Below are 21,430 nucleotides of genomic sequence, written 5' to 3' on the forward strand. Positions count from 1 at the left end.
CTTTTTTTAGGGAGAACAAATCGATTGCGGGTGAAGACGCTGCTGTGGCCGTCAGCTGCGCAGCTGAATCCAGGTGGTTTTGAGTTGCGTGTATTTGTCGAACGAATGCAGTGACAGGTCGCGCCCGAAGCCCGACTGTTTGCCCCCCCGAAGGGCACGGTGACGTCCAACGCATCCACGGTATTGACCGAGACCGTGCCGGCATTCAGGCGTCGTGCCACGCGGTGGGCACGGTTCAGGTCATCGGTCCACAGTGATGCCGCCAGCCCATAGATGTGCTCATTGGCCATGGCGATGGCTTGCTCCTCATCCTCGAATGCACTGATCGCCAGTACCGGCCCGAACACCTCTTCCCGGGTCAACTGCATACTGGGGTGCACGTGGGTGAAAATCGTCGGCTCAATGAAATTGCTGGAGCCATCAATGCTCAACTGCCGGCCACCGCAGACCAGCCTCGCGCCTTCGGCCTGGGCCTGCTGGATGTACTGCATGATCCGCGCGGCCTGGCGGATATCGACGATGGCCCCGGCGCGACTCGAGGGATCCAGTGGGTTGCCCGGCTGCCACAACCGCGCCTGGGCGATCAGACGCTCGACGAATTCATCGTGAATCGAACGCTGCACCAGCAGCCTTGAATTGGCCGAACACACTTCCCCCTGGTTGAAGAAGATCCCGAACGCCGCTTTTTGCGCCGCCAGATCCAGGTCCTGGCAGTCGGCGAAGACCAGGTTCGGACTCTTGCCACCGCACTCCAGCCAGACCTGCTTGAGGTTCGATTGCGCCGAGTACTGCATGAAGTATTTGCCGACCTCGGTAGAGCCGGTGAACACCAGGGAATCGACATCGGGGTGCAGGCCCAGCGCCCGGCCCGCCTGCTCGCCCAGGCCTGGTACGACATTGAGCACACCCGGTGGCAGTCCCGCCTCAAGGGCCAGTTCGGCCAGTCGCAGGGCCGAGAATGGCGACTGTTCGGCGGGTTTGAGCACCACACTGTTGCCGGCGGCCAGTGCCGGGGCGAGCTTCCAGGCGGCCATGTCCAAAGGGAAATTCCACGGCACCACCGCGGCGATCACCCCCAGCGGAACGCGGGTAATGGTGGCGAGGACGTTCGCCGCCGAAGGGGCGACCTGATCGTAGATTTTGTCCAGGCTTTCACCGTACCAGGCGAACACATGGGCGGCGCCCGGCACATCGATACTCCAGGCGTCCATCACTGGCTTACCCATGCTCAGGGAATCCAGCAGCGCCAACTCTTCGCGATGGGCCAGCATCAGTTGCGACAGACGCAACAGCACGGCCTTGCGCTCAGTGGGTGCCATTCTCGCCCAAGGGCCTTGTTCAAAAGCCTTGCGGGCGCTGGACACCGCGAGGTCGATGTCTTGTTCGCCGCAGGCCGTCACATTCGCCAACCGCTGTCCATTGGCGGGATTGATGACCTCCAGCCGGGCTCCGTCAGCAGCCTCCCGAGGTTCGCCGTCAATCAGCGCGCTATCTCTCAAGCGCAGTTGTGCGGCCCGGTTTTTCCAAGCATTGAAATCGTTCACTGCACACTCCTTGGCTCAGAAGTCGTCGGATTCGCTGAGGTGCCGCGCCAACCGATCCATCAAGCGGTCGCAGGCGGCCATTTGTTCAACGCTCACGTATTCGTCGGGCTTGTGCCCCTGGTCCATGCTGCCGGGGCCACAGACCACCGTCGGCACCCCGGCCTGATGGAACAGGCCGCCTTCGGTGCCAAAGGCGACGGTCCTGAACGCGGCGCTGCCGCACAGACGGGCAATCAGTCGCGCAGCGGCGCTGTCAGGCGAAGTCGCCAGGCCCGGGTAGGCGGACAACTGTTCAAAACGGATCGCGGTGTCGCCTTGCACCGCACGCATCGACGGCAACAACACCTGTTCGGCGTAGTCCTGCAACTGCTCGACAACCGCCTCTGGGCTGAAATCCGGCAAGGCGCGCACTTCAAAATCGAAACGGCAATCGGCCGGGACAATGTTCAATGCCGTCCCGCCCTGGATCACCCCGACCTGCACCGTCGAATACGCCGGGTCGAAGCGCGCGTCCTGCAACGCAGGGTCGGCCAGGTCTGCGCCAATCTCGCCCAGGCATCCAATCAAGCGCGCCGCCTGCTCGATGGCGTTCACGCCATAAGGTGCGTAGGCCGAATGGCAAGCCGCCCCTTTGACGTGGCAACGCATCGCCAACTTGCCCTTATGGCCCAACACCGGTTGGAGTTGGGTGGGCTCGCCGATCAGGCACAACGCCGGCTGGGGGACGCGTTGAGGCAGCACTTCCAGCAGACTGCGCACGCCCAGGCAACCGACCTCTTCGTCATAGGAAAACGCCAAGTGCACAGGGCGGCGAAGCGGGCTGGCGAGAAATGTCGGCACCGCTGCCAGCACTGATGCCAGATAGCCCTTCATGTCCGCCGTGCCGCGCCCGAACAGCTTGCCGTCCAACTCGCTCAGGCAGAACGGATCGACCGTCCAGGCCTGCCCGTCCACCGGCACCACATCGGTGTGCCCGGACAACACCACGCCACCGGGCAGCGCCGGGCCAATGCTCGCCAGCAGGTTGGCCTTGGTTCGCTCGGCGTTGTAGATCAGCTCGCTGTTTACGCCCAGCCCTTGCAAGTAGTCGCGCACGAACTCGATCAAGGCCAGGTTCGAATCGCGACTGACCGTGGCAAAGCTCACCAGTTCGGCAAGCAGAGCGCGACTGCGCAGCTCACTCATCACCCGGCACTCCATAACTCGGCGCCAGGGTCGGGTTGAGCGCGCGGGTCAGGTAATCCTGCAATTGCGGCTGATAGGCGAGCCAGAGTTTTTCCAGCTCGCCGATGGGATTTTCCTCGGCCCAATCCACCCGCAGATCGACGATGGGCCAGGTCAGGTCATCGACCACCGAGAGCGCCGCCGAATGCACCGCCCCGGCCTCCCCGCCCGTCGCCTGCCCGGCCCGCAACGCGCTCATCAAGCGTGACGCAAGACAACCACCGCCCTGCTCGAAGGCCGTGACCATGGCCTCGATCACCCCAGCGTTGGCCAACAGATTGCCGGCCGCCACGCATTGCTCACCGGCCACGGCGTTGTGGGTGCCCAGGGTATGCTCGCCGCTGAAAATCGCCGTGCGGCCCTCGGCATCGATCACCGCCACTTGCCGGTATTGGCTGTAGCCGTTGCGCGCCAGGGTCCGCTCCAGCGCCGCTTGCGCCGCCAGGCCGCCCGCCAGTTCATCGAGAACCTGCGGGCCCAGGGCCGGCAGGGTAATGTTCTGGCTCGACACCGCGCCGACGCCCGCGCGCAACCAGGGGCAACGGGCGCCGACGGCAATGCTCGAGGAACTGATGGCGATGCCCAACTGGCCGGTTTCGGCACAGCGTCCAACGATGGAAAAGGTCATGTTCCGTTCCTTATTCAGGGATCACCGCGATCACGTCGATTTCCATCAGCCACTGCGGCTGGCCCAGTGCACTGACCACCAAGCCGGTGGAGATCGGAAACACGCCCTTGAGCCACTTGCCGACCTCCTGGTACACCGGCTCGCGATAGCGCGGGTCGATCAGGTACGTCGTGGTCTTGACGATGTGGCTCAGGTCGCTGCCGGCCTCTTCCAGCAATTGCTTGACGTTGCGCATGGCCTGCTCGGCCTGGGCGCGAGGATCGCCGAGGCCCACCAATTGACCGTTGAAGTCGGTGCCGACCTGGCCGCGCACGTAGACGGTGTTGCCGGCCCGTACGGCCTGGCACAGGTCGTTGTCCAGCGTCTGGTTCGGGTAGGTGTCCTTGGTATTGAACATGCGAATACGCGTGTGAGTAGGCATCAACGAACTCCCGTGAGACTGGTTTTCGAACGGTGTGAATCGCTGTCGAGTGCCGGGGCCTGGCGCTGGGCAGCATCTTGATAGGCGAGGTAAATGCGTTGCTTCACGATGTGATCGGCAATATGCCGGGCGTCATGCCAGACACCCCAGATGAACGCCGAGCCTCGTCGCGACAGCCAGGGCAAGCCGACGAAATACAGGCCCGGTTCACTGGAAACGCCACGCTGATGTCGAGGCTTGCCATTGGCGCCGAGGGTGTCGACCTTCAGCCAGCTGTAATCCACCGAGTAGCCGGTGGCCCAGATGACACTGGTCACGCCGGCGGCGACCAGGTCCAGTTCCAGGATCGGTTGGGTCAGGCATTGCGGATCAGGCAGCCGGTGGCGAGCCTCCGGTTCGAGCGGCAGATCCAGGCCGTTGCGGGCGATGTAGGCGTCGGCGGCATCCAGCAGCGCCAGGTAGTTTTCGTCGCCGCGGGCGATGTTTTCGGCCAGATTCGGTTCAAAGGTCACCACGCTGCCATTGAACGATTTCGTCAGCCCCACCAGGGTGATGCCCTCGTGGGCCAACCGGCGAAAATCCACGGTATGGCCACCACGGGCACCGCTCACCGCGATGGTGACGTGCTCCTTGCCCGGCTGGACCGCCTCCGCATCCCACTCGCCCAGCACGCCCAGCCACCAGCAGAAATCGCGGTTGCGATAGGCCCGGGGCGGACGATCGTGGGCCCCCACCGAGAGATAGACCTGCTTGCCGGCGCGCTGCAGTTCATCGGCGATCTGCACCCCCGATGACCCGGCGCCCACCACTAACACAGCCCCCTCGGGCAATTGCCCGGGGTTGCGATACTGAGCCGAGTGAAGCTGGGTGACCGTTGCCATGTCCGGCGCAATCGATGGAATCACCGGCCGCTGGAAGGGCCCGGTGGCGACGACCACGTGGATCGCTTCGATCAGGCCGTCGGAGGTTTCCACGGTGAAGCCCGGACGGCCGATATTGCGCTCGACGCCCCGGACCTCCAAGCCCGTACGGATCGGTGCGTTGAACTGGCGGGCATAGGCTTCGAAGTAATCGGCCACCTGGTCCTTCGTCGCAAAGGCATCCGGGTCGAGCCCTTCGAATTCCAACCCCGGAAAGCGGTCGTGCCAGGCCGGCCCGTTGGCCACCAGCGAATCCCAACGCGCCGTGCGCCAGGCCTCGGCAATGCGGCTGCGCTCCACGACAAGATGAGGCACGCCTTGTCGGCTCAAGTGCTCACTCATGGCCACGCCGGCCTGGCCGGCGCCTATAACAAGCGTATCGATGCGTAGGGTTTCAACGGGCATGTCTGTGCACTTCCGGCATTAGGTTTGATTCAGGCCGGCATGGCGCCGCCTCGGGTTCGGTTTTCTTGTTGTTCTGCGGTTGCGGTTATCGGGATGAGGTGTCGAGGCGATTGTGTTGGCAGGCGGGGATTTGCGAAACGAGGGTTTTTGTCGTTGCTGGGAAGGAAAAAAATGGGCTACTGCCCGAGCGTGATGCCCAAGGGAACAAGGCGAGTCTTGTTTGGACCTGAGGTATGCGAAACCTGTGGCGAGAGGGAATACCTTCGTGGCGAGGGAGCTTGCTCCCGCTGGGCTGCGCAGCGGCCCCAGCCCCGTCACCGAGGTCTCTCAGGCAGATTGCGCTCAGCTTTTAGGCTGCTGCGCAGCCAGCAGGAGCAAGCTCCCTCGCCACAAGAGCGGTTTAGCGGTGTGGCAAGAAGGTCGATGCATGCGGCAGGCGCCACCCCTGACATCCACACCCTGGAGAGGGAATGCCTTTGTGGCGAGGGAGCTTGCTCCCGCTGGGCTGCGCAGCGGCCCCAGACCCGTTACCGAGATCTCTCAGGCTGATTGCGTTCAGCTTTTTGGCTGCTGCGCAGCCAGCGGGAGCAAGCTCCCTCGCCACAAGAGCGGTTTAGCGGTGCGGCAAGAAGGTCGATGCACGCGGTAGGCGCCACCCCTGACATCCACATCCTGGAGAGGGAATACCTTCGTGGCGAGGGAGCTTGCTCCCGCTGGGCTGCGCAGCGGCCCCAGCCCCGTCACCGAGGTCTCTCAGGCGGATTGCGCTGAGCTTTTAGGCTGCTGCGCAGCCAGCGGGAGCAAGCTCCCTCGCCACAAAAGCGGTTTAGCGGTGTGGCAAGAAGGTCGATGCTCGCGGTAGGCGCCACCCCTGACATCCACACCCTGGAGAAGGAATGCCTTTGTGGCGAGGTTCGACACAACAGGCTTATTCCGCCACGACACCGGCCTGGAAATCGGCGATCTGTTGCCACATCGCCACGGGGTTGGAGTACATCGGGAAATGCCCGCAATCGGCGATCGACGCCAGCCGGATGCCTTCGGCCTGGAGGTGCGACAGGTAGGACAGCGAGGCATTCTGCTCGCCGAACATGAACATCCTCGGGCACGGCAAGCCGAGAAACTTGCCCATCAGGTCGGCATTGTCGGAGAGTTCGACCATGGAGTGGAAAATCCCCGGCACGGCACCGGCGCGGACCTTATGCCTGAGACTCGCCGAATAAAGACCACTGGCGTAGGCCGGCGCGTGGCGGGCACGCTCGATGAAGGCGGTGAAAAACGCCTCGGGATCGCCGCTCGGATAGTCCACGATCTGTCGACTGAGGAAACAGTCTTCCGGGGCCACGTTGCCTTCGATATCGACAAAGCTGAGCACCCGGCCAGGGAAGTGATGGGCCAGCATCAGTGCGGTCAACCCGCCCATGGAATGGCCCACCAGATGGAAGCGTTCGATGTCGAAATGCGCCAGTACCTGCAAGGCCGTTTCCAGCAGGAACGCAATGCTGATCCGGGAAAGGTCGGCGCACTGGGTTTCGCCGCAACCCGGTGCGTCATAGGCGACAAACGGATGACCATTGAATGCCGGGTGCAGCACGATGTCGGCATAGTCTTCCTTGGTCGAACCAAATCCATGCAGGAACAGGATAGGGGCACGCTCGCCCTCACGCCGCAGAGTGGCGACGTTCAGCGCAACACCCTCCACGGTCAGAGGGAGTTTCAGTTCAGAGAACATTTCGACTGGGGGCACGTGAGTCATTCCTTGAGTGAACAGAGTATGCCAGGACGCATTGCCGGCAATCAGGCTCGCAATGTCGGGGCAATCCAGGGTTGTGTAAATTCCTGATTCGGGATTGCCTTGATATGCCAAACCTATCGATCAACCCTCTGTTCGTCCCCGCCCCTGCAAACGTGCCACCACCTCCTCCACCAGCGGATTGAGCCGTCCGGCATTCCAGGCCACGGCGGTGGTCACGACGTTGAGCTTCTGGCTGAGTGGTCGGAACACCACGTTCTGCGGCGCCATTTTCTTCAACGACGCCGGCACCAGCGCAATGCCCTGGCCATAGCTGACGAAGGCAATTTGCGAGGCAACGGAGCGCACTTCATGCAGTACCCGAGGCGAAAAGCCGCTGGCCCGGCAGGTCGCGATCAGGTTATCGAAGTACACCGGGCTGACCTTGCGGGAAAACATCACCAAGGGCTCGGTGGACAGGCTCGACAGGCTGACCCGTGTTCGCGAAGCCAGGGGATGATCGCTGGGCAAGGCCACCACCAGGCGATCTTCCCTCAACGGCAATGACCTGATCGAATGCCCCAGGTCCCCGTCCAGCCGGGCGAAGGCCAGGTCGATGTCTCCGGCTTCCAATGCCGGCACGGCTTCGACACTGTCGATCTCCCGGACAGACACGGTGAGGTGCGGATGCTCGGCCTTCAGTTGCTCGATCAACCCTGGCAACACATCGAACATGGCGGTGGAGATCGCACCGATGGTCAGCATGCCCGACTGCCCCGCCACGGCTTCTTCCACGGCCAGTTCCAGGCGCTCCAGTTGATCGGCGAATTTACGCACCGCCGGCAGGATCGCCGCCCCCACGGGGGTCAGTTGCGCCCCACGTCGTGAACGCTCGAACAACTTGACCTTGAGCGCCTGCTCAAGCACTTGGATCTGCTCGCTCAGCGGTGGCTGGGACATGCCCAGGCGCTTGGCCGCGCGCCCGAAATTCTGTTCCTCGGCAACCGCCAGGAACAGCCAGAGATGACGAATCAAACGGAAATTGATCATGGGCGATCCATAGGTTCAGCGTATCTGTGGGTTACGTGATCAGTAATATACCTATGAAACTTCCTCCTCGACACTGGGCCCCTCCGCCACCTTTGGGATTTGCCCATGAATGCTATGAGTTTGCTGGACCGCTTGGCGGCGCTGGACACCAACACGGTGTCCGACGCCCTGGATTTCCTCGGGTTGCCGGGAGCCACCGTTGGGCTGCGCCCACTATGGAATTGCCCGAAGATCGTCGGCCGCGCCAGCACCGTGCTGCTGGCCGCTAAATCCGACAACGTCCCCACGGTCCATCTGATCACCCCGGTGGTGGAGCAGATCGACAGCGATGATCGCGTCTTGGTGATCGCAGGTGGAATCGAAGGCGTCTCTTGCTGGGGCGACATTCTCGCCAACGCCGCGGTCGGCAAGCAGGTGCGCGGTACGGTGATCGACGGTTTCAGCCGCGACATCGACGGCAGCGAAGCCATTGGCTATCCGGTGTTTGGCCGCGGCGTGACCATGGTCAGTGCCCGCAACCGCGTCATTCAAATCGACGCGGCAGTGACCATCCCCGTCGCTGGCGTCGATGTCAGCGAAGACGACTTTGTCATTGCCGACAACTGCGGGACCGTCTTCATTCCCCAGACCCACATCGACAAGGTGCTCGACCTGGGCGAGCGCATCGCCCGCCGCCAGGACGGCATGGTCGAGGCGGTGCGCAGCGGTCGCTCGGTCGCCGAAGTGATGCATGACACCCAGTTCGAAGCCATCCACGTGGAGCACTCCTGATGAACCTTGAAGATAAAAGCCTGGTCGCCTTGTTCGAAGGCCTGGACACCCCAGGCATCTCCGACGCACTGGATAAACTCGGCCTGCCCGGCCAATGCCTCGGCGTAGCGCCCCTGGACAACTACAACCAAGTCATCGTCGGGCCGGCATTTACCGTGCAATACGTCTCGGCCAGCACTCCGCCGGGCACGGTGGGCGACTTCATCGAAGACGTGGCTGCTGGCGACGTGGTGGTCATCGACAATGGCGGCCGCACCGACTGCACCGTGTGGGGCGACATCATGACCCAGTACGCAGGCTCGCGGCAGATCGCCGCCACAGTCATCGACGGTGTCTGCCGTGACGTGAACAAGGCCCTGGGCGACGGCTATCCGATCTTCAGCAAAGGCCGCTTCATGCGCACCGGCAAGGACCGCGTGCAGGTGCAGTCGGTGAACCAGCCGGTGTCCATCGGCACCGCCCGGGTCTGTGCCCGTGACATCGTGGTCGCCGACGCCAACGGCGTGGTGGTCGTCCCCGTGACCGGGCCGCGGAAGTGGCGGCCTGCGCCCGGCAGATCGAATCGGTCGAAGCCGACATCCGTGCCCTGATCGCCCAAGGCAAGACCTTGAAAGAAGCCCGCGCCGCACTGGGCTACCACAGCCTGCAGAGGAAAGTCTGATGACCACGCTCCTGTTCCCCAAGGATTTTCACGCCCGGGCCAAGGTTTTGGGCAGCTCGACCCTGTATGAAGCCTGCCACCAGCCCTGCGCGGTCGACAGCGCGATCCGCCCGGTCTGGGACGGTGCCTTCATCGCTGCACCCGCTTACCCACTGGAATGCTCGCCGGGTGACAACCTGGCCCTGCACCTGGCCATGGAACGCGTACCCCGTGGCAGCGTGCTGGTCGTGGGCACGGGTAGTTTCATCGCCGGCTACTGGGGCGAAGTGCTCACCGTGGCGGCTGAAACAGCGGGCGTGGTCGGTCTGGTCATCGATGGTGGCGTGCGCGATATCGCGGCGCTGAAAAGACGCCGGTTCCCGGTGTTTGCCCGCGGCATTTCGGTCAAAGGCACGGTCAAGGCCAGCGCGCCGTCGGTGGGCCAGCCGTTCAATTTCAACGGTGCCCATGTTGCCCAAGGCGACCTGGTGGTGGCCGACGAAGACGGTGTGATCATCATTCCCAAGGCGGATGTCGCTCGAACCCTGGCCGAAGGCGAAGCCCGCGCCAACAAGGAAGCCCAGATGATGCAAGCGTTGACCGAAGGCCGCTCAACCTTGGAACTGATGAACCTGACCGAGTGGAGAACCCGCGCATGAGCGTCGACATCCAACGACTGAATCGGCGCCTGGCGCGTGCGCAATCCTCGGCGACCTATCGGATCATGGACCGGGTGGCCGAACGTCACGCACAGGGGGCGAAGATCATTTCGCTGTGCGCCGGCGAGCCTGATTTCGATACGCCCAAGCACATTCGCGAGGCGGCGATCGAGGCCATCGGACAGGGTCACACCCGCTACACCCAGGTCGCCGGCGTACGGTCCCTGCGTGAAGCCGTGGCCGCCAAGTTCCGCCAGGAAAACGGCCTTGACGTCACCTGGCAGGACACCCTGGTCTGCAACGGTGGCAAGCAAGTCATCTACAACGCCCTGGCCGCGACCCTTGACGAGGGGGATCAGGTCATCGTGCCGGCGCCCTATTGGGTCAGTTATCCGGAGATGGTCCAGCTCTGTGGCGGCGAGTCCCGGATTGTCACCTGCGATGCCGACAGCGGCTTCAAGTTGACGCCCGCCGCGCTGGATGCGGCGATCACCCCGCAGACCCGCTGGTTGATCCTCAACTCGCCGTCCAACCCGACCGGTGCGGTGTATAGCCGGGAAGAACTGCAAGCCCTGGCCGACGTGTTGCTGGCCCATCCTCACGTGCTGATCCTGGCGGACGACATCTACGAGCATTTGATCTTCGATGATCAGGTGTTCTATACCCTTGCCCAAGTCGAACCACGGCTGGCTTCGCGCACCCTGACCATGAACGGGGTTTCCAAGGCCTATGCCATGACGGGCTGGCGCATCGGTTTTGCCACCGGGCCACGCTGGCTGCTGGAGGCCATGGAAAAACTCCAAGGGCAGCAGACTTCGGGCGCCAGCTCAATCTCCCAACAAGCAGCCTTGGCTGCATTGGACGGCCCCAAGGACTTCATTCGCGCAAGCCGTGCCGTGTTTCAGCGTCGTCGCGACTTGATGGTGGCGCTGCTGAATGCCACGCCGGGTCTTGCCTGCGCAAGCCCGGGTGGCGCCTTCTATGCGTTCGCCTCCTGTGCCGGCTTGATCGGCCGGACCTCATCCGGAGGACGGGTGCTGCACACCGATGAAGATGTCGCTCACGCGCTGCTCGATGAAGCAGACGTGGCAGTGGTACACGGCAGCGCGTTCGGACTTGGCCCTTACATTCGCATTGCCTACGCCCTGGATGATGCGTCCTTGCGCCAGGCCTGCGAAGCGATTCGCGGATTCTGCGATGCACTTCGCTGAACCAGGATCAAACGGTGGGCACAGACTCGGATCGTAATGGCCAGCTCAGTTCAACCGCGCCGGAAACGCCTTGAGCTCCAGCTTTTCCATCACCAACGCAATGAACGCCGAGACCGCCAGCGGCAATTGGCGCCGGCTCGGATAGAGCACATTGAGGCCGAAGCCAATACGCTGGTACTGCGGCAACACACGTACCAGCCTTCCAGCGTCCAGGTCCACGCTGCTCAGCGCCGAGGGCAGCACGGCGATGCCCAGGCCCGCCACGGCAGCCTTGCGCAACGCTTGAGCGGTGTTGGCGTTGAAGCGGCTGGGAACCTGCACCTCTTCCTCGGTGCCGTCCGGGCCGATGAGCCGCCAGTGACTCAAGCCGCTGGGATGGGCAAAGGCCACGCTGTCGTGGTGAGCCAACTCCTGCAGCGAACTCGGCGCACCGCGCTTGGCGATGTAGGCGGGGCTGGCGACCATCCCATCACCTTCGTTCTTGATGAGTTGGCGCCCGACATACCCGGAGTCCTGTAGCGCACCGCCGCGAAAGGCCACGTCGATGCGGTCGGCAATCAGATCGACTTTGGCATCGCTGAGCACGAAATCAAGCTGCACCCGAGGATGCGCGACGAGAAAGTCGGCCACCCATTGCATCGGGAAAAAATCGAAGAAATCCGCCATCGCCGCGATACGCACCAGGCCACTGGGTTCATCGCTGCCCTTCATCAGTTCCTGCCCCGCCTCGGTCAGCCCATCCACGGCGCTGACGCAGCGTTCATAGAACCCCTGCCCCACCTGAGTCAGCGTGAGTTTGCGAGTGGAGCGTTGCAACAGTCGCTTCCCCAATTGCGCCTCCAACTGCTGGACCCGCCGGCTCACGGTATTGGAAGGCATGCCCAGTCGCCTGGCTGCTTCGGCAAAGCTGCCGCTGCGCACCACCTGGACAAACAGTGCGACATCATTCAGATCGAGCATCAGGTCGCGATTCCTTCATTTTTTGGATGAGTTCAATCCGATTGTATCGACTAATCAATCTATTGCCAGGCACTTATCCTTCTCGCATCGAGGCCACCAACGCTCAAGAATCCGAGGTCATCCATGAACAGCATCGTCGCAGCGCCACCGCGTACCATCGTCCACCGCACCCGGGGCAACCGCCACGGGCCGATCACGCGCCTCATGAGCCCGGGCGACCTCGGCCAACTCTGCAAGCCCTTTGTGTTTCTCGACCTCTTCGCTTTCACGGACAACGTCATGCCAAAAGGTTTCGGCATGCACCCCCACTCCGGTATCGCCACGCTGACCTACATGATCGACGGCCAGGTGACTTACGAAGACACCACCGGTCAATCGGGCGTGTTGCCCTCCGGCGGCATGGAATGGATGCACGCAGGCAATGGCGTATGGCATGACGGCAGGCCAGTGGAGGGCTCGCCGATCAAAGGCTTCCAGCTTTGGGTCGCGCTGCCGGCCGATGAAGAGAATGCCCCGGCCCACAGTGTCTACCTGGCGCCCTCCGCTATCCGCCGGGAGGGTCCGGCGCTGGTGTTGCTCGGCCAACATGGCGCGGCTCGCAGCAGCGTTGCAGCCCCGGCGGGCATGAACTACTTGGCTGTGCAATTGAAAGACCAGGAACGCTGGCGCTATACGCCACCGGCTGGGCACACCGTTGCCTGGCTGGCGGTCAACGACGGCAGCCTCGACGCTGGCGGCAACGTCAATGCCGGGGAAATGGTGGTGTTCGAAGAATCCGGCGCAGCCATCGACATCGTTGCCCAGGGCGCGACCTCCTTCGTGCTCGGTTCGGCGGTCAAGCATCCCCACGACCTGGTGATGGGCTACTACTCCGTGCACACCAGCAAAGCCGCACTGGAAAAAGGCGAGAAGGAAATCCAGCGCATCGGCACCGTTTTGCAGCAAGAGGGTCGGCTGGCCTAGCCGCTCCTCGACTCAACCCTGATCCACTGTCCGAATCCCATAGAGGTGAACATCATGACCAACATCGGTCTCGACCTTCTGCTGTCCCGCGCCCAGGTCGGCAAGCTGTCCCTGAAAAACCGCATGATCATGGCGCCGATGACCCGCAGCCGCGCAGGAACAGGCGATGCGGCCACTGCCCTGATGGCCGAGTACTACAGCCAACGCGCCAGCGCCGGCTTGATCATCAGCGAAGGCTCCCAGGTGTCGGCCCAGGGCAAGGGTTACCTGAGAACGCCGGGGATTTTTACCCCTGAGCAAATCACCGGCTGGAAACAGGTGACCGACGCGGTCCATGCCGAGGGTGGGCAAATCTTTTTGCAGCTCTGGCACGTGGGCCGTCTGTCCCATCCCCTGGTGCAAGTCAACGGCGCCCAACCGGTAGCACCCTCGGCGATCAAGGCCGATGGCGAGATCTACACCCCCGAAGGCCTCAAGCCTTATGAACTGCCACGGGCGCTGGAACTCGACGAGATCCCGGGCGTGGTCGCCGACTTCCGCCAGGCCGCTGTCAACGCGAAGCTGGCTGGCTTCGACGGCGTAGAGATCCACGGTGCCAATGGCTACCTGATCGACCAGTTCCTGCGTGACGGCACCAACCAACGCACCGATGCCTACGGCGGCTCGATCGAGAACCGCGCGCGTTTCCTCAAGGAGGTGGTCGAGTCGGTGATCGAAGTCTTCGGGGCCAGCCGGGTGGGCGTGCGCCTGTCGCCGATCTTCAGTTATTTCTCGATGAGCGACAGCAACCCGCAGGCGACATTCGAATACGCAGCCCGGATGCTCAGCCGTTATGGCCTGGCCTACCTGCACATCGTGGAACTGGGTGAAGGCCCGTTCGACTTCCTCGAACTCAAGCGCCGCTTCGGTGGCCCCTACATTGCCAACGGCGGTTACAGCGCGGAACGTGCGGGCAATGCCATCGGTCGTGGCGAAGCGGACCTGGTGGCGTTCGGAACGCCATTCCTGGCGAACCCGGACCTGGTGGAGCGCTTCAAACAGGGTGAGGCGTTGAACACACCCGACGCAGCGACCTTCTACCAAGGCGAAGAACGGGGCTACACGGATTATCCGACCCTGGCCGAAGCCCGGGCGCAATGATCCAGGAGACGTGAGCCAGCAAGACGCAAAGCAGGGCTTGCGACGCCCTGCTCTTGCCTCGACTAAAATTGTACAAATTCACATTTTCTTGTACAAAAAACTTTCAAATGTATAACTCCTGAAGTAGGCTTCAAAACTTGTACAGAAACAGTTTTCTGTACAATATTTCGGAGCCTAGCATGTCCGCCTATCTCCAGCGTTTCGCCCAGGCTTTCGCCAAGCTGGACGCCAGTCGCCTCGGCGAGCTCGATGAGCTCTACAGCGTCGACATCCATTTCCAGGACCCGTTGCACCGGATCGAAGGCCTGACCGCCTTGCGCGAGTACTTTGCGCAGTTGTATGCCAACGCCCATGACGTGCGCTACGACTTCCACGCGTTCGATGAGGTCGCTCCCGGTGAAGGTTATCTGCGCTGGACCTTGCACTTTCGGCACCCACGCCTGGCAGGCGGCGCCCCCATTGCCTTGCAGGGTTGCAGCCATTTGCGCTGGACCGACCGTGTCTACCATCACCAGGATTTCTTCGACGCCGGCGCCCTGCTCTACGAACACCTGCCGTTGCTGGGACCGGCGGTCCGCTGGCTCAAGCGGAGGCTGGCATGAGCCGCATCTGGCTGACCGGGGCCAGCAGCGGCATTGGCGCGGCCCTCGCGGCACAGTTGCTGGAACAAGGCCATCACCTGGCATTGAGCGCACGCCAGGCAGAACCCTTGCAGGCGTTGGCGGCCCGCTATCCAGACCAGGTGCTGGCACTGCCGGGCGACCTGACCGACCCGCGCCAGGTCGCCCTGGTCTGCCAGCAGATCGAGCATGAATGGTTGGCGCTGGACGTGGTGATCCTCAATGCCGGGACCTGTGAATACCTGGAATCCGGGCATTTCGACACCCACCTCGTCGAGCGTGTCATCACCACCAACCTGCTCGGTACCAGCCATTGCCTGGAGGCGGCCTTGCCCTTGCTGCGCCGGGGCCAACGCCCGCATCTGGTGGTGGTGGGCAGCGCGGTCACCTGGCTGGCCCTGCCGCGTGCCGGGGCTTACGGAGCCTCGAAGGCGGCATTGCGCTACCTGGTGGAATCCCTGCGTATCGACCTGGCCGCCGAAGGCATCGACGTCACTCTGGTGAGCCCCGGTTTCGTCGATACCCCGCTGACCCGGCGCAACGACTTCCCCATGCCCATGCGCTGGTCAGCGCAACAGGCGGCACGGCATATCGCCCGGTGCTTGCCGGCACGGCCGCTGGACATCGCATTTCCCTGGGCCTTCACCGCCGTTCTACGCCTGCTCGGACAGTTGCCCGCCCGCTGGCGGCTGGCCCTGGGCCGGCGCCTGGCACGCCCCAACAAGGAATCTTGAGACATGCGCATCGCAATCATCGGCAGTGGCATTTCCGGGTTGACCTGCGCCTACCTGTTGAACCGTCGCCATCAGATCACCCTCTTCGAGGCCGACGACCGGATCGGGGGCCACACCCATACCGTGGAGGTCGATTGGCAAGGCCGACGCTATGGCGTGGATACCGGTTTCATCGTGTACAACGACTGGACCTACCCGAACTTCATTCGCCTGCTGGACCAATTGGGTGTCGCTTCGCGCCCTACGGAAATGAGTTTCTCGGTGCATGAACCGGCCACCGGGCAAGAATACAAGGGCCACACCTTGCGCAGCCTGTTCGCCCGCCGGCGCAACCTGCTGTCACCCGGTTTCTGGGGCATGCTGCGAGACATCCTGCGGTTCAACCGGCAGGCGACAGCCGATCTGCAGGCGCAACGCATCGACGCTGCCACGCGGCTCGGTGACTACCTGCACAGCCACGGTTACGGCCAGCGTTTCATCGATCACTACATCGTGCCTATGGGTTCGGCGATCTGGTCGATGTCGCCGGCCAGGATGCTGGAGTTTCCGCTGCAGTTCTTCGTGCGCTTCTGCCACAACCACGGTCTGCTGTCAGTCAACCACCGTCCGCAATGGCGCGTGATCGAAGGCGGCTCTTGCGGTTATATCACCCCGTTGTGCGCCGGGTTCCGCCAGCACATCCGACTCGACTGCCCGGTGCAACGCGTCAGCCGGGACGCCAGCGGGGTCAGCGTGACCAGCGCAGTTGGCATCGAGCACTTCGATAAAGTGGTGTTCGCCTGCCACAGCGACCAGGCCCTCGCCCTGCTCGAGGCTCCCAGCGCCGAAGAGACCGAGGTCCTCGGTGCCTTGGCCTACGCCAGCAACGAAGTGCTGCTGCACACCGATACCCGACTACTGCCACGGCGGCGCCAGGCCTGGGCAAGCTGGAACTACCGCCTCGGTGGACCACCCCAGGCACCGGCCGCGCTGACGTACAACATGAACATCCTCCAGGGCCTGGACGCGCCGGTGACCTTTTGCGTGAGCCTGAACCAGAGCGATGCGGTCGACCCGGCCCTGGTGCTTGCACGCTTCGATTACGCCCATCCCCAGTACAGCCTCGCCGGCGTCGCCGCACAGGCCCGCCAGGGTGAGTTGCAAGGGCAGCGGCACAGCTATTTCTGCGGAGCCTATTGGGCCAACGGTTTTCATGAAGACGGTGTGGTCAGCGCACTCCACGTCGCGGAGCATTTCGGAGAGCACCTGTGAACAGCAGCCTGTGTCGCGGCTGGATCGACCATCGGCGTCATGCCCCACGCGTCCACGCCTTTCGTTATCCGATCGGCATGCTGTACCTGGACCTCGCCGAACAGCAGCACGTGCTGGGCCTGTCGCGCCTGCTGCGGCCATGGACCCTGGCGCCGCTGTGCTGGCGCGAGCGCGATTACCTGCCGGCGCGCACCCATCTGGGCGTGCCCCTGGTCGACGCCGTGCGCGAGATCCTCGCCGAAAGCCTGGGCACGGCTCCGCAAGGTGCGATCCACCTGCTGACCCAGCCACGCAGTTGGGGCCTGTCGTTCAACCCGGTGAGTTTTTATTTCTGCCACGAAACCGACGGACGCCTGTCGGCGATCCTCTGCGAAGTGCGTAATACCCCATGGCGCGAACGTTACCACTATGTGCTGCCCGTGCGTCCGGGCGAACCCCAGGCGTTCCGGGTGGCCAAGGCGTTCCATGTTTCACCGTTCCTGCCCCGGGACATGGACTATCGCATGCGTTTCCTGGTCCAGGACGCCAGTATCCGTGTGCACATGGAGAACTGGCGCGCCGGGCACAAAGTGTTCGAGGCCCACCTCGCGCTCGAGCGCCAGCCTCTCGATGGCCGGTCGCTGCGCCGTCATGTCCTGGCCTTCCCATGGATGAGCCTGCGCACTGTCAGCGCCATCTACTGGCAGGCCCTGCGCCTGCTGTTCAAACGCACACCCCTGCACGCACACCAGGCCAGCCAAGGCGACCTGAGTATTGGCGAAACCGCCCACAAGGACTCCGACCATGCCCGAACCCACCCTGAGCGTCACTAAGGCCAGCAGCTCCTGCCTGTTCAACGGCGGCTTCTTCAAGCAGGCCGTGCTCGGCCAATTGCGCCGCCTGCGTCACGGCCACCTGTGCCTGACGGTCGATGGCGCGCCGTTGAGCTTCGGCGACCTCGCCAGCCCGTTGGTGGCCGAGGTCGAGATTCTCGACGACGCGGCCTGGGGCATGGTCGCCGGCAACGGTTCCATCGGTGCTGGAGAGGCTTATATCCGCGGCTACTGGCGCAGCACCGACCTGACCGCCGTGACACGCCTGTTCGTGGCCAACCTGGAAGTGCTCGACGCCATGGACAGCGGCCTGGCTCGCCTCAGCCGCCCGCTGATGCGTGGCTTGCACTGGCTCAACCGCAACAATCGCAAAGGCTCGCGGCGCAATATCATGGCTCACTACGACTTGGGCAATGAGCTGTTCGAGCGACTGCTCGATCCCACCATGATGTATTCCGCCGCGCTGTTCGAAAGCCCCGAACAGAGCCTGGAAGACGCCCAGCGCAACAAACTGGAACGCATTTGTCGCAAGCTTGACCTGCGCCCCGGCGACCACTTGCTGGAAATCGGTACGGGCTGGGGCAGCCTCGCCATCCATGCGGCGACACACTACGGTTGCCAGGTCACCACCACGACCTTGTCCGACGAGCAGTACCGCCATACGCTGCAGCGTGTCGAGGCGCTGGGCCTGCAAGCGCGTGTCCAGGTGCTGCGCCAGGACTACCGCGACTTGCAGGGACGCTACGACAAGCTGGTGTCCATCGAAATGATCGAGGCGGTCGGGCATCGCTACCTGCCTGAGTATTTCCGCTGCTGCGCCGCACGACTCAAGGATGATGGTTTGATGTTGCTGCAATCGATCACCATCCGTGACCAGCGCTATGCCCAAGCCCGGCGCTCGGTGGATTTTATCCAACGCCATGTCTTTCCCGGCGGCGCCCTGCCATCGCTGTCGATCCTGTTGAACACCGCCAGCACACAGACGTCACTCAACCTGCTGCACCTCGAGGATTTCGGTGCACACTACGCCCGTACGCTGCGGCACTGGCACGAGAACTTCCGCCAATCGCGCCAGGCTTTGTCGGAGTTGGGCTATGACGAAACCTTCCAGCGCCTGTGGGAGTTCTACCTGTGCTACTGCGAAGGGGGATTCCAGGAGCGTGCCATCGGCGTTGCCCAGTTGTTGTTCGCCGGTCCCGCCGCCCGCCCGTCGTTCCTGCCGGAACAACGGTAAGTCCGATGAGCCGCAGCGGCCTGCTGATCAACGCGCTCTGGCTGCAACTGGGCTGGTGGGGCTGCGTGGCCGGTGCCCATCAGCCGGGCTGGCTGCTGGCGGTAGCCGGCGGCCTGCTCGCCCACCTGGCATTCAGCCCGGCGCCCAGGGCCGAGTGCCATGCGGTGATCAGCGTCGGCCTCTGCGGCATGTTGCTCGACTGGAGCCTGGGTGCGCTGGGCGTGTTCGTGTTCGAGCAAGGTCCGTTGCCACTTTGGCTGGCGCTGCTCTGGCTGGTCTTCGCCACTGGTTTGCGCCATAGCCTGGCCTGGGCCACAAGACCGGCCTGGCGCGGTGTGCTGGCGGGGATGGCTGGCGGGCCGCTGGCCTATTGCGCGGGCGCACCGCTGGCCGGGGTGACGCTCCCCCTCGGCTCACTCGCAACCGCGCTGCTCCTGGCGCCACTGTGGGGCTTATGGCTGCCGCTGGCGTTGCGCCTGGCCGAATCGCGCTGACCGCAGGACGCCAGCGAGACGCTACCAGGGCTCGTCCAGAAACAGCGGGATGCGCAACGGCTCGACGACGCCCTCACGCTGACCACACATCTCATCATGAACCACCTGCTGCACCAACATGCACGGCAGGCGCGGCACGAAACGCAGCAGTTCCCGCAGGTGGGTGGTGGAGCGTACCGGCAATGTCTTGTCCGATGCGTCGAGCAGCGTATGCCATCCGTTGTCCAGCCGAGCGCGCAATACGTAGAGCCCGCCTTCCAGGGACAAGAGTTCCAGTTCGTGGATCCGGCCATCAACGGCCAGGTCGGTCAAGTCCTGCAAAGTCATGGCATGCCCCCGGCCTGACGCCGGAAAAACAACGTGACCTGGCCCAGTTCGACACCCAGCTTGCTCATGCTCGAACGGTTGATCAGCGTGTCGTCATCCATCAGGTACATCCAATCATCGAAGGTCACTTCATAGGTCGAACCGTCCACCGGCAGGTTCAACCGATACTGCCAGCGCAGTGCATTGCCGGCCACTTCTCCCCGGGCTTCGCCGATCACGTCGTCGGCACGCCCGCGCCAGCGTCCGGCCCCCTCGGGGGTCAACGTCCAGACCCGCCGCTGACGCGTGCCGTCGCTGTAGAGGAAACGCTCATCCAGGATCAATCGATCACCCTCGTGGCGGCTGGAGATGTCCACCTCGAAACGCTTGATCACTTCACCCGAGCGTTTTTGATAAATGCCCCAGGCCTTGACGGGCTGACTGAAAAAACGCTCCAGGTCCAACCGGGGTTGCTGGTCGGCGTAGTGGTCGACATCGACATTACCGCAACTGGTCAGACCCAATATCACCAGCAACGCCAATAGAAAACGGCTCATGGGCGAACTCCTGCATCACGTGAACTTTTAAGCCCAAGCAGTTGATTCCTGAGTTTTTTATCCTTGGTTCCCGGGTCCAGCCAGATGGCGAAGAAGGCTCGGGCGAATGCCGGGTCCATCACCTCGTGGGACAGCTGCCCATTCACATAGAAACGACAACCACGCCCCGGCAGGTTGACGCCGGTAATGCGACTTCCCGGCTTTACGTCGACAAAGGCCTGCTGCATGTGACCTCGCCACGCATCCAGACGCCCAGCGTCCAAGGGCGCTCCCCTGATGCGTTGCATTTCTGCAAGGCTGGTCTCGACCAGGGTTTGCGCGCTGATGGCGCGCCGGTAATCGAGTTCCAAGGCAAACGCCGTTTCAAGGCCGGGTAGCAAGGCTGCGCTCCATAATCGCGCCTGATACACCTCGAACCCGAACCAGGTGAAATCGGCCTGCCCGACCAGCCGTGTGCCCGGCAGTGCGAGTCGCCAATCGGACCAGACGTGGGCGCAATACAGTACAAGCAGGCCAACCATGCATCGGGCCAGGCTTTTCCTGAACGCGAACGACCTGATCATGGACACGCCACCGGTTTCTCAAGGACGCCCCAATAATTGTACAGAGATATGTATTTGTACAGCTTTTCTATGCCAACGAGAAAAGACGAGGGCTACACGCCGGTCATTCCAGCAACTGAACGATCCGCGGCTCGATCACTGCGGCCTCCACCTCAACCAACGCCAGTGTCACCGGCAGCTTGAAACGCCGCCGACCAGCGCTGCCGGGGTTGAGGTAAAGCCGTTCGCCGCGCCATTCGATGCTCGGCTTGTGGGAATGGCCGGTGATCACCCACTTCACGGCCGGGTCCAGCGCAGCCTGGACATCGGCGATGTCATGCACCAACAGGACTGGCCAGCCGTCCAGGTCGAATTGCAGGCGATCGGCAAGCTCCGCCGCCCACTCGGCACCCAGGTCGTTATTGCCCCGTACCACGTACAACGGAGCAAGGCATGCCAATTGCGCCAGGATATCGGGGCTGCCGATGTCGCCGGCATGAATGATCCGCTCACAGCCTTGCAGCGCGGCAAGTGCTTCGGGACGCAACAGGCCGTGGGTATCGGAAATGACGCCGACTTTCATGAAACCTTTCTCTCCAATCGTGTGTCGCC

22 protein-coding genes and 2 pseudogenes are annotated in these 21,430 nt (G+C 63.1%); 12 read left to right on the forward strand and 12 right to left on the reverse strand.

Going from position 1 to position 21,430, the window contains the following annotated elements:
* Positions 1 to 51: 51 nt before the first annotated feature.
* The 7 genes and pseudogenes from ACZ5M5_RS16805 to ACZ5M5_RS16835 all read right to left on the reverse strand — a co-directional run bounded on the left by ACZ5M5_RS16805 (position 52) and on the right by ACZ5M5_RS16835 (position 7,924).
* A pseudogene (locus ACZ5M5_RS16805) lies at positions 52 to 1,544 on the reverse strand (aldehyde dehydrogenase).
* 15 nt (positions 1,545 to 1,559) lie between these two features.
* Positions 1,560 to 2,729 (reverse strand): acetylornithine deacetylase, encoded by a 1,170-nt coding sequence (gene argE, locus ACZ5M5_RS16810; RefSeq protein ID WP_464737652.1) that lies wholly within the window; start codon positions 2,727 to 2,729, stop codon positions 1,560 to 1,562.
* Positions 2,722 to 3,396 carry a DUF1028 domain-containing protein gene (locus ACZ5M5_RS16815; protein ID WP_192263929.1) on the reverse strand — a complete coding sequence of 225 codons (675 nt, stop codon included), beginning with the start codon at positions 3,394 to 3,396 and terminating at the stop codon, positions 2,722 to 2,724. The genes argE and ACZ5M5_RS16815 overlap by 8 nt, the downstream gene beginning before the upstream one ends.
* A 10-nt stretch (positions 3,397 to 3,406) precedes the next feature.
* Complete coding sequence (locus ACZ5M5_RS16820) at positions 3,407 to 3,817, reverse strand: RidA family protein (RefSeq protein WP_003201555.1); 411 nt, start codon at positions 3,815 to 3,817, stop codon at positions 3,407 to 3,409.
* Positions 3,817 to 5,142 (reverse strand): flavin-containing monooxygenase, encoded by a 1,326-nt coding sequence (locus tag ACZ5M5_RS16825; RefSeq protein ID WP_464737653.1) that lies wholly within the window; start codon positions 5,140 to 5,142, stop codon positions 3,817 to 3,819. Before ACZ5M5_RS16825 ends, ACZ5M5_RS16820 begins: the two co-directional genes overlap by 1 nt.
* A 928-nt stretch (positions 5,143 to 6,070) precedes the next feature.
* Positions 6,071 to 6,874 carry an alpha/beta fold hydrolase gene (locus ACZ5M5_RS16830; protein WP_103308701.1) on the reverse strand — a complete coding sequence of 268 codons (804 nt, stop codon included), beginning with the start codon at positions 6,872 to 6,874 and terminating at the stop codon, positions 6,071 to 6,073.
* 144 nt (positions 6,875 to 7,018) lie between these two features.
* Positions 7,019 to 7,924 (reverse strand): LysR family transcriptional regulator, encoded by a 906-nt coding sequence (locus tag ACZ5M5_RS16835; protein ID WP_103308702.1) that lies wholly within the window; start codon positions 7,922 to 7,924, stop codon positions 7,019 to 7,021.
* 105 nt (positions 7,925 to 8,029) lie between these two features.
* On the opposite strand from ACZ5M5_RS16835, the gene ACZ5M5_RS16840 reads away from it, so the two are divergent.
* The 4 genes and pseudogenes from ACZ5M5_RS16840 to ACZ5M5_RS16855 all read left to right on the forward strand — a co-directional run bounded on the left by ACZ5M5_RS16840 (position 8,030) and on the right by ACZ5M5_RS16855 (position 11,205).
* The gene (locus ACZ5M5_RS16840) at positions 8,030 to 8,695 is read left to right on the forward strand and encodes an RraA family protein (protein ID WP_060742130.1); all 666 of its coding nucleotides are present in this window, start codon (positions 8,030 to 8,032) and stop codon (positions 8,693 to 8,695) included.
* A pseudogene (locus tag ACZ5M5_RS16845) lies at positions 8,695 to 9,356 on the forward strand (RraA family protein). Before ACZ5M5_RS16840 ends, ACZ5M5_RS16845 begins: the two are co-directional and overlap by 1 nt.
* Positions 9,356 to 9,994 carry an RraA family protein gene (locus ACZ5M5_RS16850; RefSeq protein ID WP_060742128.1) on the forward strand — a complete coding sequence of 213 codons (639 nt, stop codon included), beginning with the start codon at positions 9,356 to 9,358 and terminating at the stop codon, positions 9,992 to 9,994. The pseudogene ACZ5M5_RS16845 and the gene ACZ5M5_RS16850 overlap by 1 nt, the downstream one beginning before the upstream one ends.
* Positions 9,991 to 11,205: a pyridoxal phosphate-dependent aminotransferase gene (locus ACZ5M5_RS16855; RefSeq protein ID WP_464737654.1), complete on the forward strand. Its 1,215-nt coding sequence runs from the start codon at positions 9,991 to 9,993 to the stop codon at positions 11,203 to 11,205. The genes ACZ5M5_RS16850 and ACZ5M5_RS16855 overlap by 4 nt, the downstream gene beginning before the upstream one ends.
* Positions 11,206 to 11,250: 45 nt before the next feature.
* Here ACZ5M5_RS16855 and ACZ5M5_RS16860 read toward each other — a convergent pair whose 3' ends face one another.
* Positions 11,251 to 12,165, reverse strand: coding sequence for a LysR family transcriptional regulator (locus ACZ5M5_RS16860; protein WP_060742126.1), 915 nt, complete (start codon positions 12,163 to 12,165; stop codon positions 11,251 to 11,253).
* Between the two features lie 123 nt (positions 12,166 to 12,288).
* On the opposite strand from ACZ5M5_RS16860, the gene ACZ5M5_RS16865 reads away from it, so the two are divergent.
* From ACZ5M5_RS16865 to ACZ5M5_RS16900, 8 genes are all read left to right on the forward strand, one after another.
* On the forward strand, positions 12,289 to 13,128 hold the full coding sequence (locus tag ACZ5M5_RS16865) for a pirin family protein (RefSeq protein ID WP_207282107.1): 840 nt from the start codon (positions 12,289 to 12,291) through the stop codon (positions 13,126 to 13,128).
* A 54-nt stretch (positions 13,129 to 13,182) separates the two neighbouring features.
* Positions 13,183 to 14,268, forward strand: a complete 1,086-nt coding sequence (locus tag ACZ5M5_RS16870) for an alkene reductase (RefSeq protein WP_060742124.1) — start codon at positions 13,183 to 13,185, stop codon at positions 14,266 to 14,268.
* A gap of 179 nt (positions 14,269 to 14,447) precedes the next feature.
* On the forward strand, positions 14,448 to 14,870 hold the full coding sequence (locus ACZ5M5_RS16875) for a nuclear transport factor 2 family protein (RefSeq protein ID WP_060742123.1): 423 nt from the start codon (positions 14,448 to 14,450) through the stop codon (positions 14,868 to 14,870).
* Positions 14,867 to 15,622 carry an SDR family NAD(P)-dependent oxidoreductase gene (locus ACZ5M5_RS16880; RefSeq protein WP_464737655.1) on the forward strand — a complete coding sequence of 252 codons (756 nt, stop codon included), beginning with the start codon at positions 14,867 to 14,869 and terminating at the stop codon, positions 15,620 to 15,622. Before ACZ5M5_RS16875 ends, ACZ5M5_RS16880 begins: the two co-directional genes overlap by 4 nt.
* A 3-nt stretch (positions 15,623 to 15,625) precedes the next feature.
* Positions 15,626 to 16,873, forward strand: coding sequence for an NAD(P)/FAD-dependent oxidoreductase (locus tag ACZ5M5_RS16885; RefSeq protein WP_060742121.1), 1,248 nt, complete (start codon positions 15,626 to 15,628; stop codon positions 16,871 to 16,873).
* Positions 16,870 to 17,685 (forward strand): DUF1365 domain-containing protein, encoded by an 816-nt coding sequence (locus ACZ5M5_RS16890; RefSeq protein WP_060742120.1) that lies wholly within the window; start codon positions 16,870 to 16,872, stop codon positions 17,683 to 17,685. The genes ACZ5M5_RS16885 and ACZ5M5_RS16890 overlap by 4 nt, the downstream gene beginning before the upstream one ends.
* On the forward strand, positions 17,657 to 18,919 hold the full coding sequence (locus ACZ5M5_RS16895; protein WP_060742119.1) for an SAM-dependent methyltransferase: 1,263 nt from the start codon (positions 17,657 to 17,659) through the stop codon (positions 18,917 to 18,919). Before ACZ5M5_RS16890 ends, ACZ5M5_RS16895 begins: the two co-directional genes overlap by 29 nt.
* Positions 18,920 to 18,924: 5 nt before the next feature.
* The gene (locus ACZ5M5_RS16900; protein ID WP_060742118.1) at positions 18,925 to 19,413 is read left to right on the forward strand and encodes a DUF2878 domain-containing protein; all 489 of its coding nucleotides are present in this window, start codon (positions 18,925 to 18,927) and stop codon (positions 19,411 to 19,413) included.
* Positions 19,414 to 19,434: 21 nt separating this feature from the next.
* On the opposite strand, the gene ACZ5M5_RS16905 is transcribed toward ACZ5M5_RS16900, so the two are convergent.
* The 4 genes from ACZ5M5_RS16905 to ACZ5M5_RS16920 all read right to left on the reverse strand — a co-directional run bounded on the left by ACZ5M5_RS16905 (position 19,435) and on the right by ACZ5M5_RS16920 (position 21,401).
* Positions 19,435 to 19,740, reverse strand: a complete 306-nt coding sequence (locus ACZ5M5_RS16905) for a DUF6482 family protein (RefSeq protein WP_060742117.1) — start codon at positions 19,738 to 19,740, stop codon at positions 19,435 to 19,437.
* Positions 19,737 to 20,276: a DUF3833 domain-containing protein gene (locus tag ACZ5M5_RS16910; RefSeq protein ID WP_060742116.1), complete on the reverse strand. Its 540-nt coding sequence runs from the start codon at positions 20,274 to 20,276 to the stop codon at positions 19,737 to 19,739. Before ACZ5M5_RS16910 ends, ACZ5M5_RS16905 begins: the two co-directional genes overlap by 4 nt.
* On the reverse strand, positions 20,273 to 20,797 hold the full coding sequence (locus ACZ5M5_RS16915) for a chalcone isomerase family protein (RefSeq protein ID WP_464737656.1): 525 nt from the start codon (positions 20,795 to 20,797) through the stop codon (positions 20,273 to 20,275). The genes ACZ5M5_RS16910 and ACZ5M5_RS16915 overlap by 4 nt, the downstream gene beginning before the upstream one ends.
* 145 nt (positions 20,798 to 20,942) lie before the next feature.
* Positions 20,943 to 21,401, reverse strand: coding sequence for a metallophosphoesterase family protein (locus tag ACZ5M5_RS16920; protein WP_060742114.1), 459 nt, complete (start codon positions 21,399 to 21,401; stop codon positions 20,943 to 20,945).
* Between the last annotated feature and the right edge of the window lie 29 nt (positions 21,402 to 21,430).

Source organism: Pseudomonas sp. Van50, from assembly GCF_055390755.1.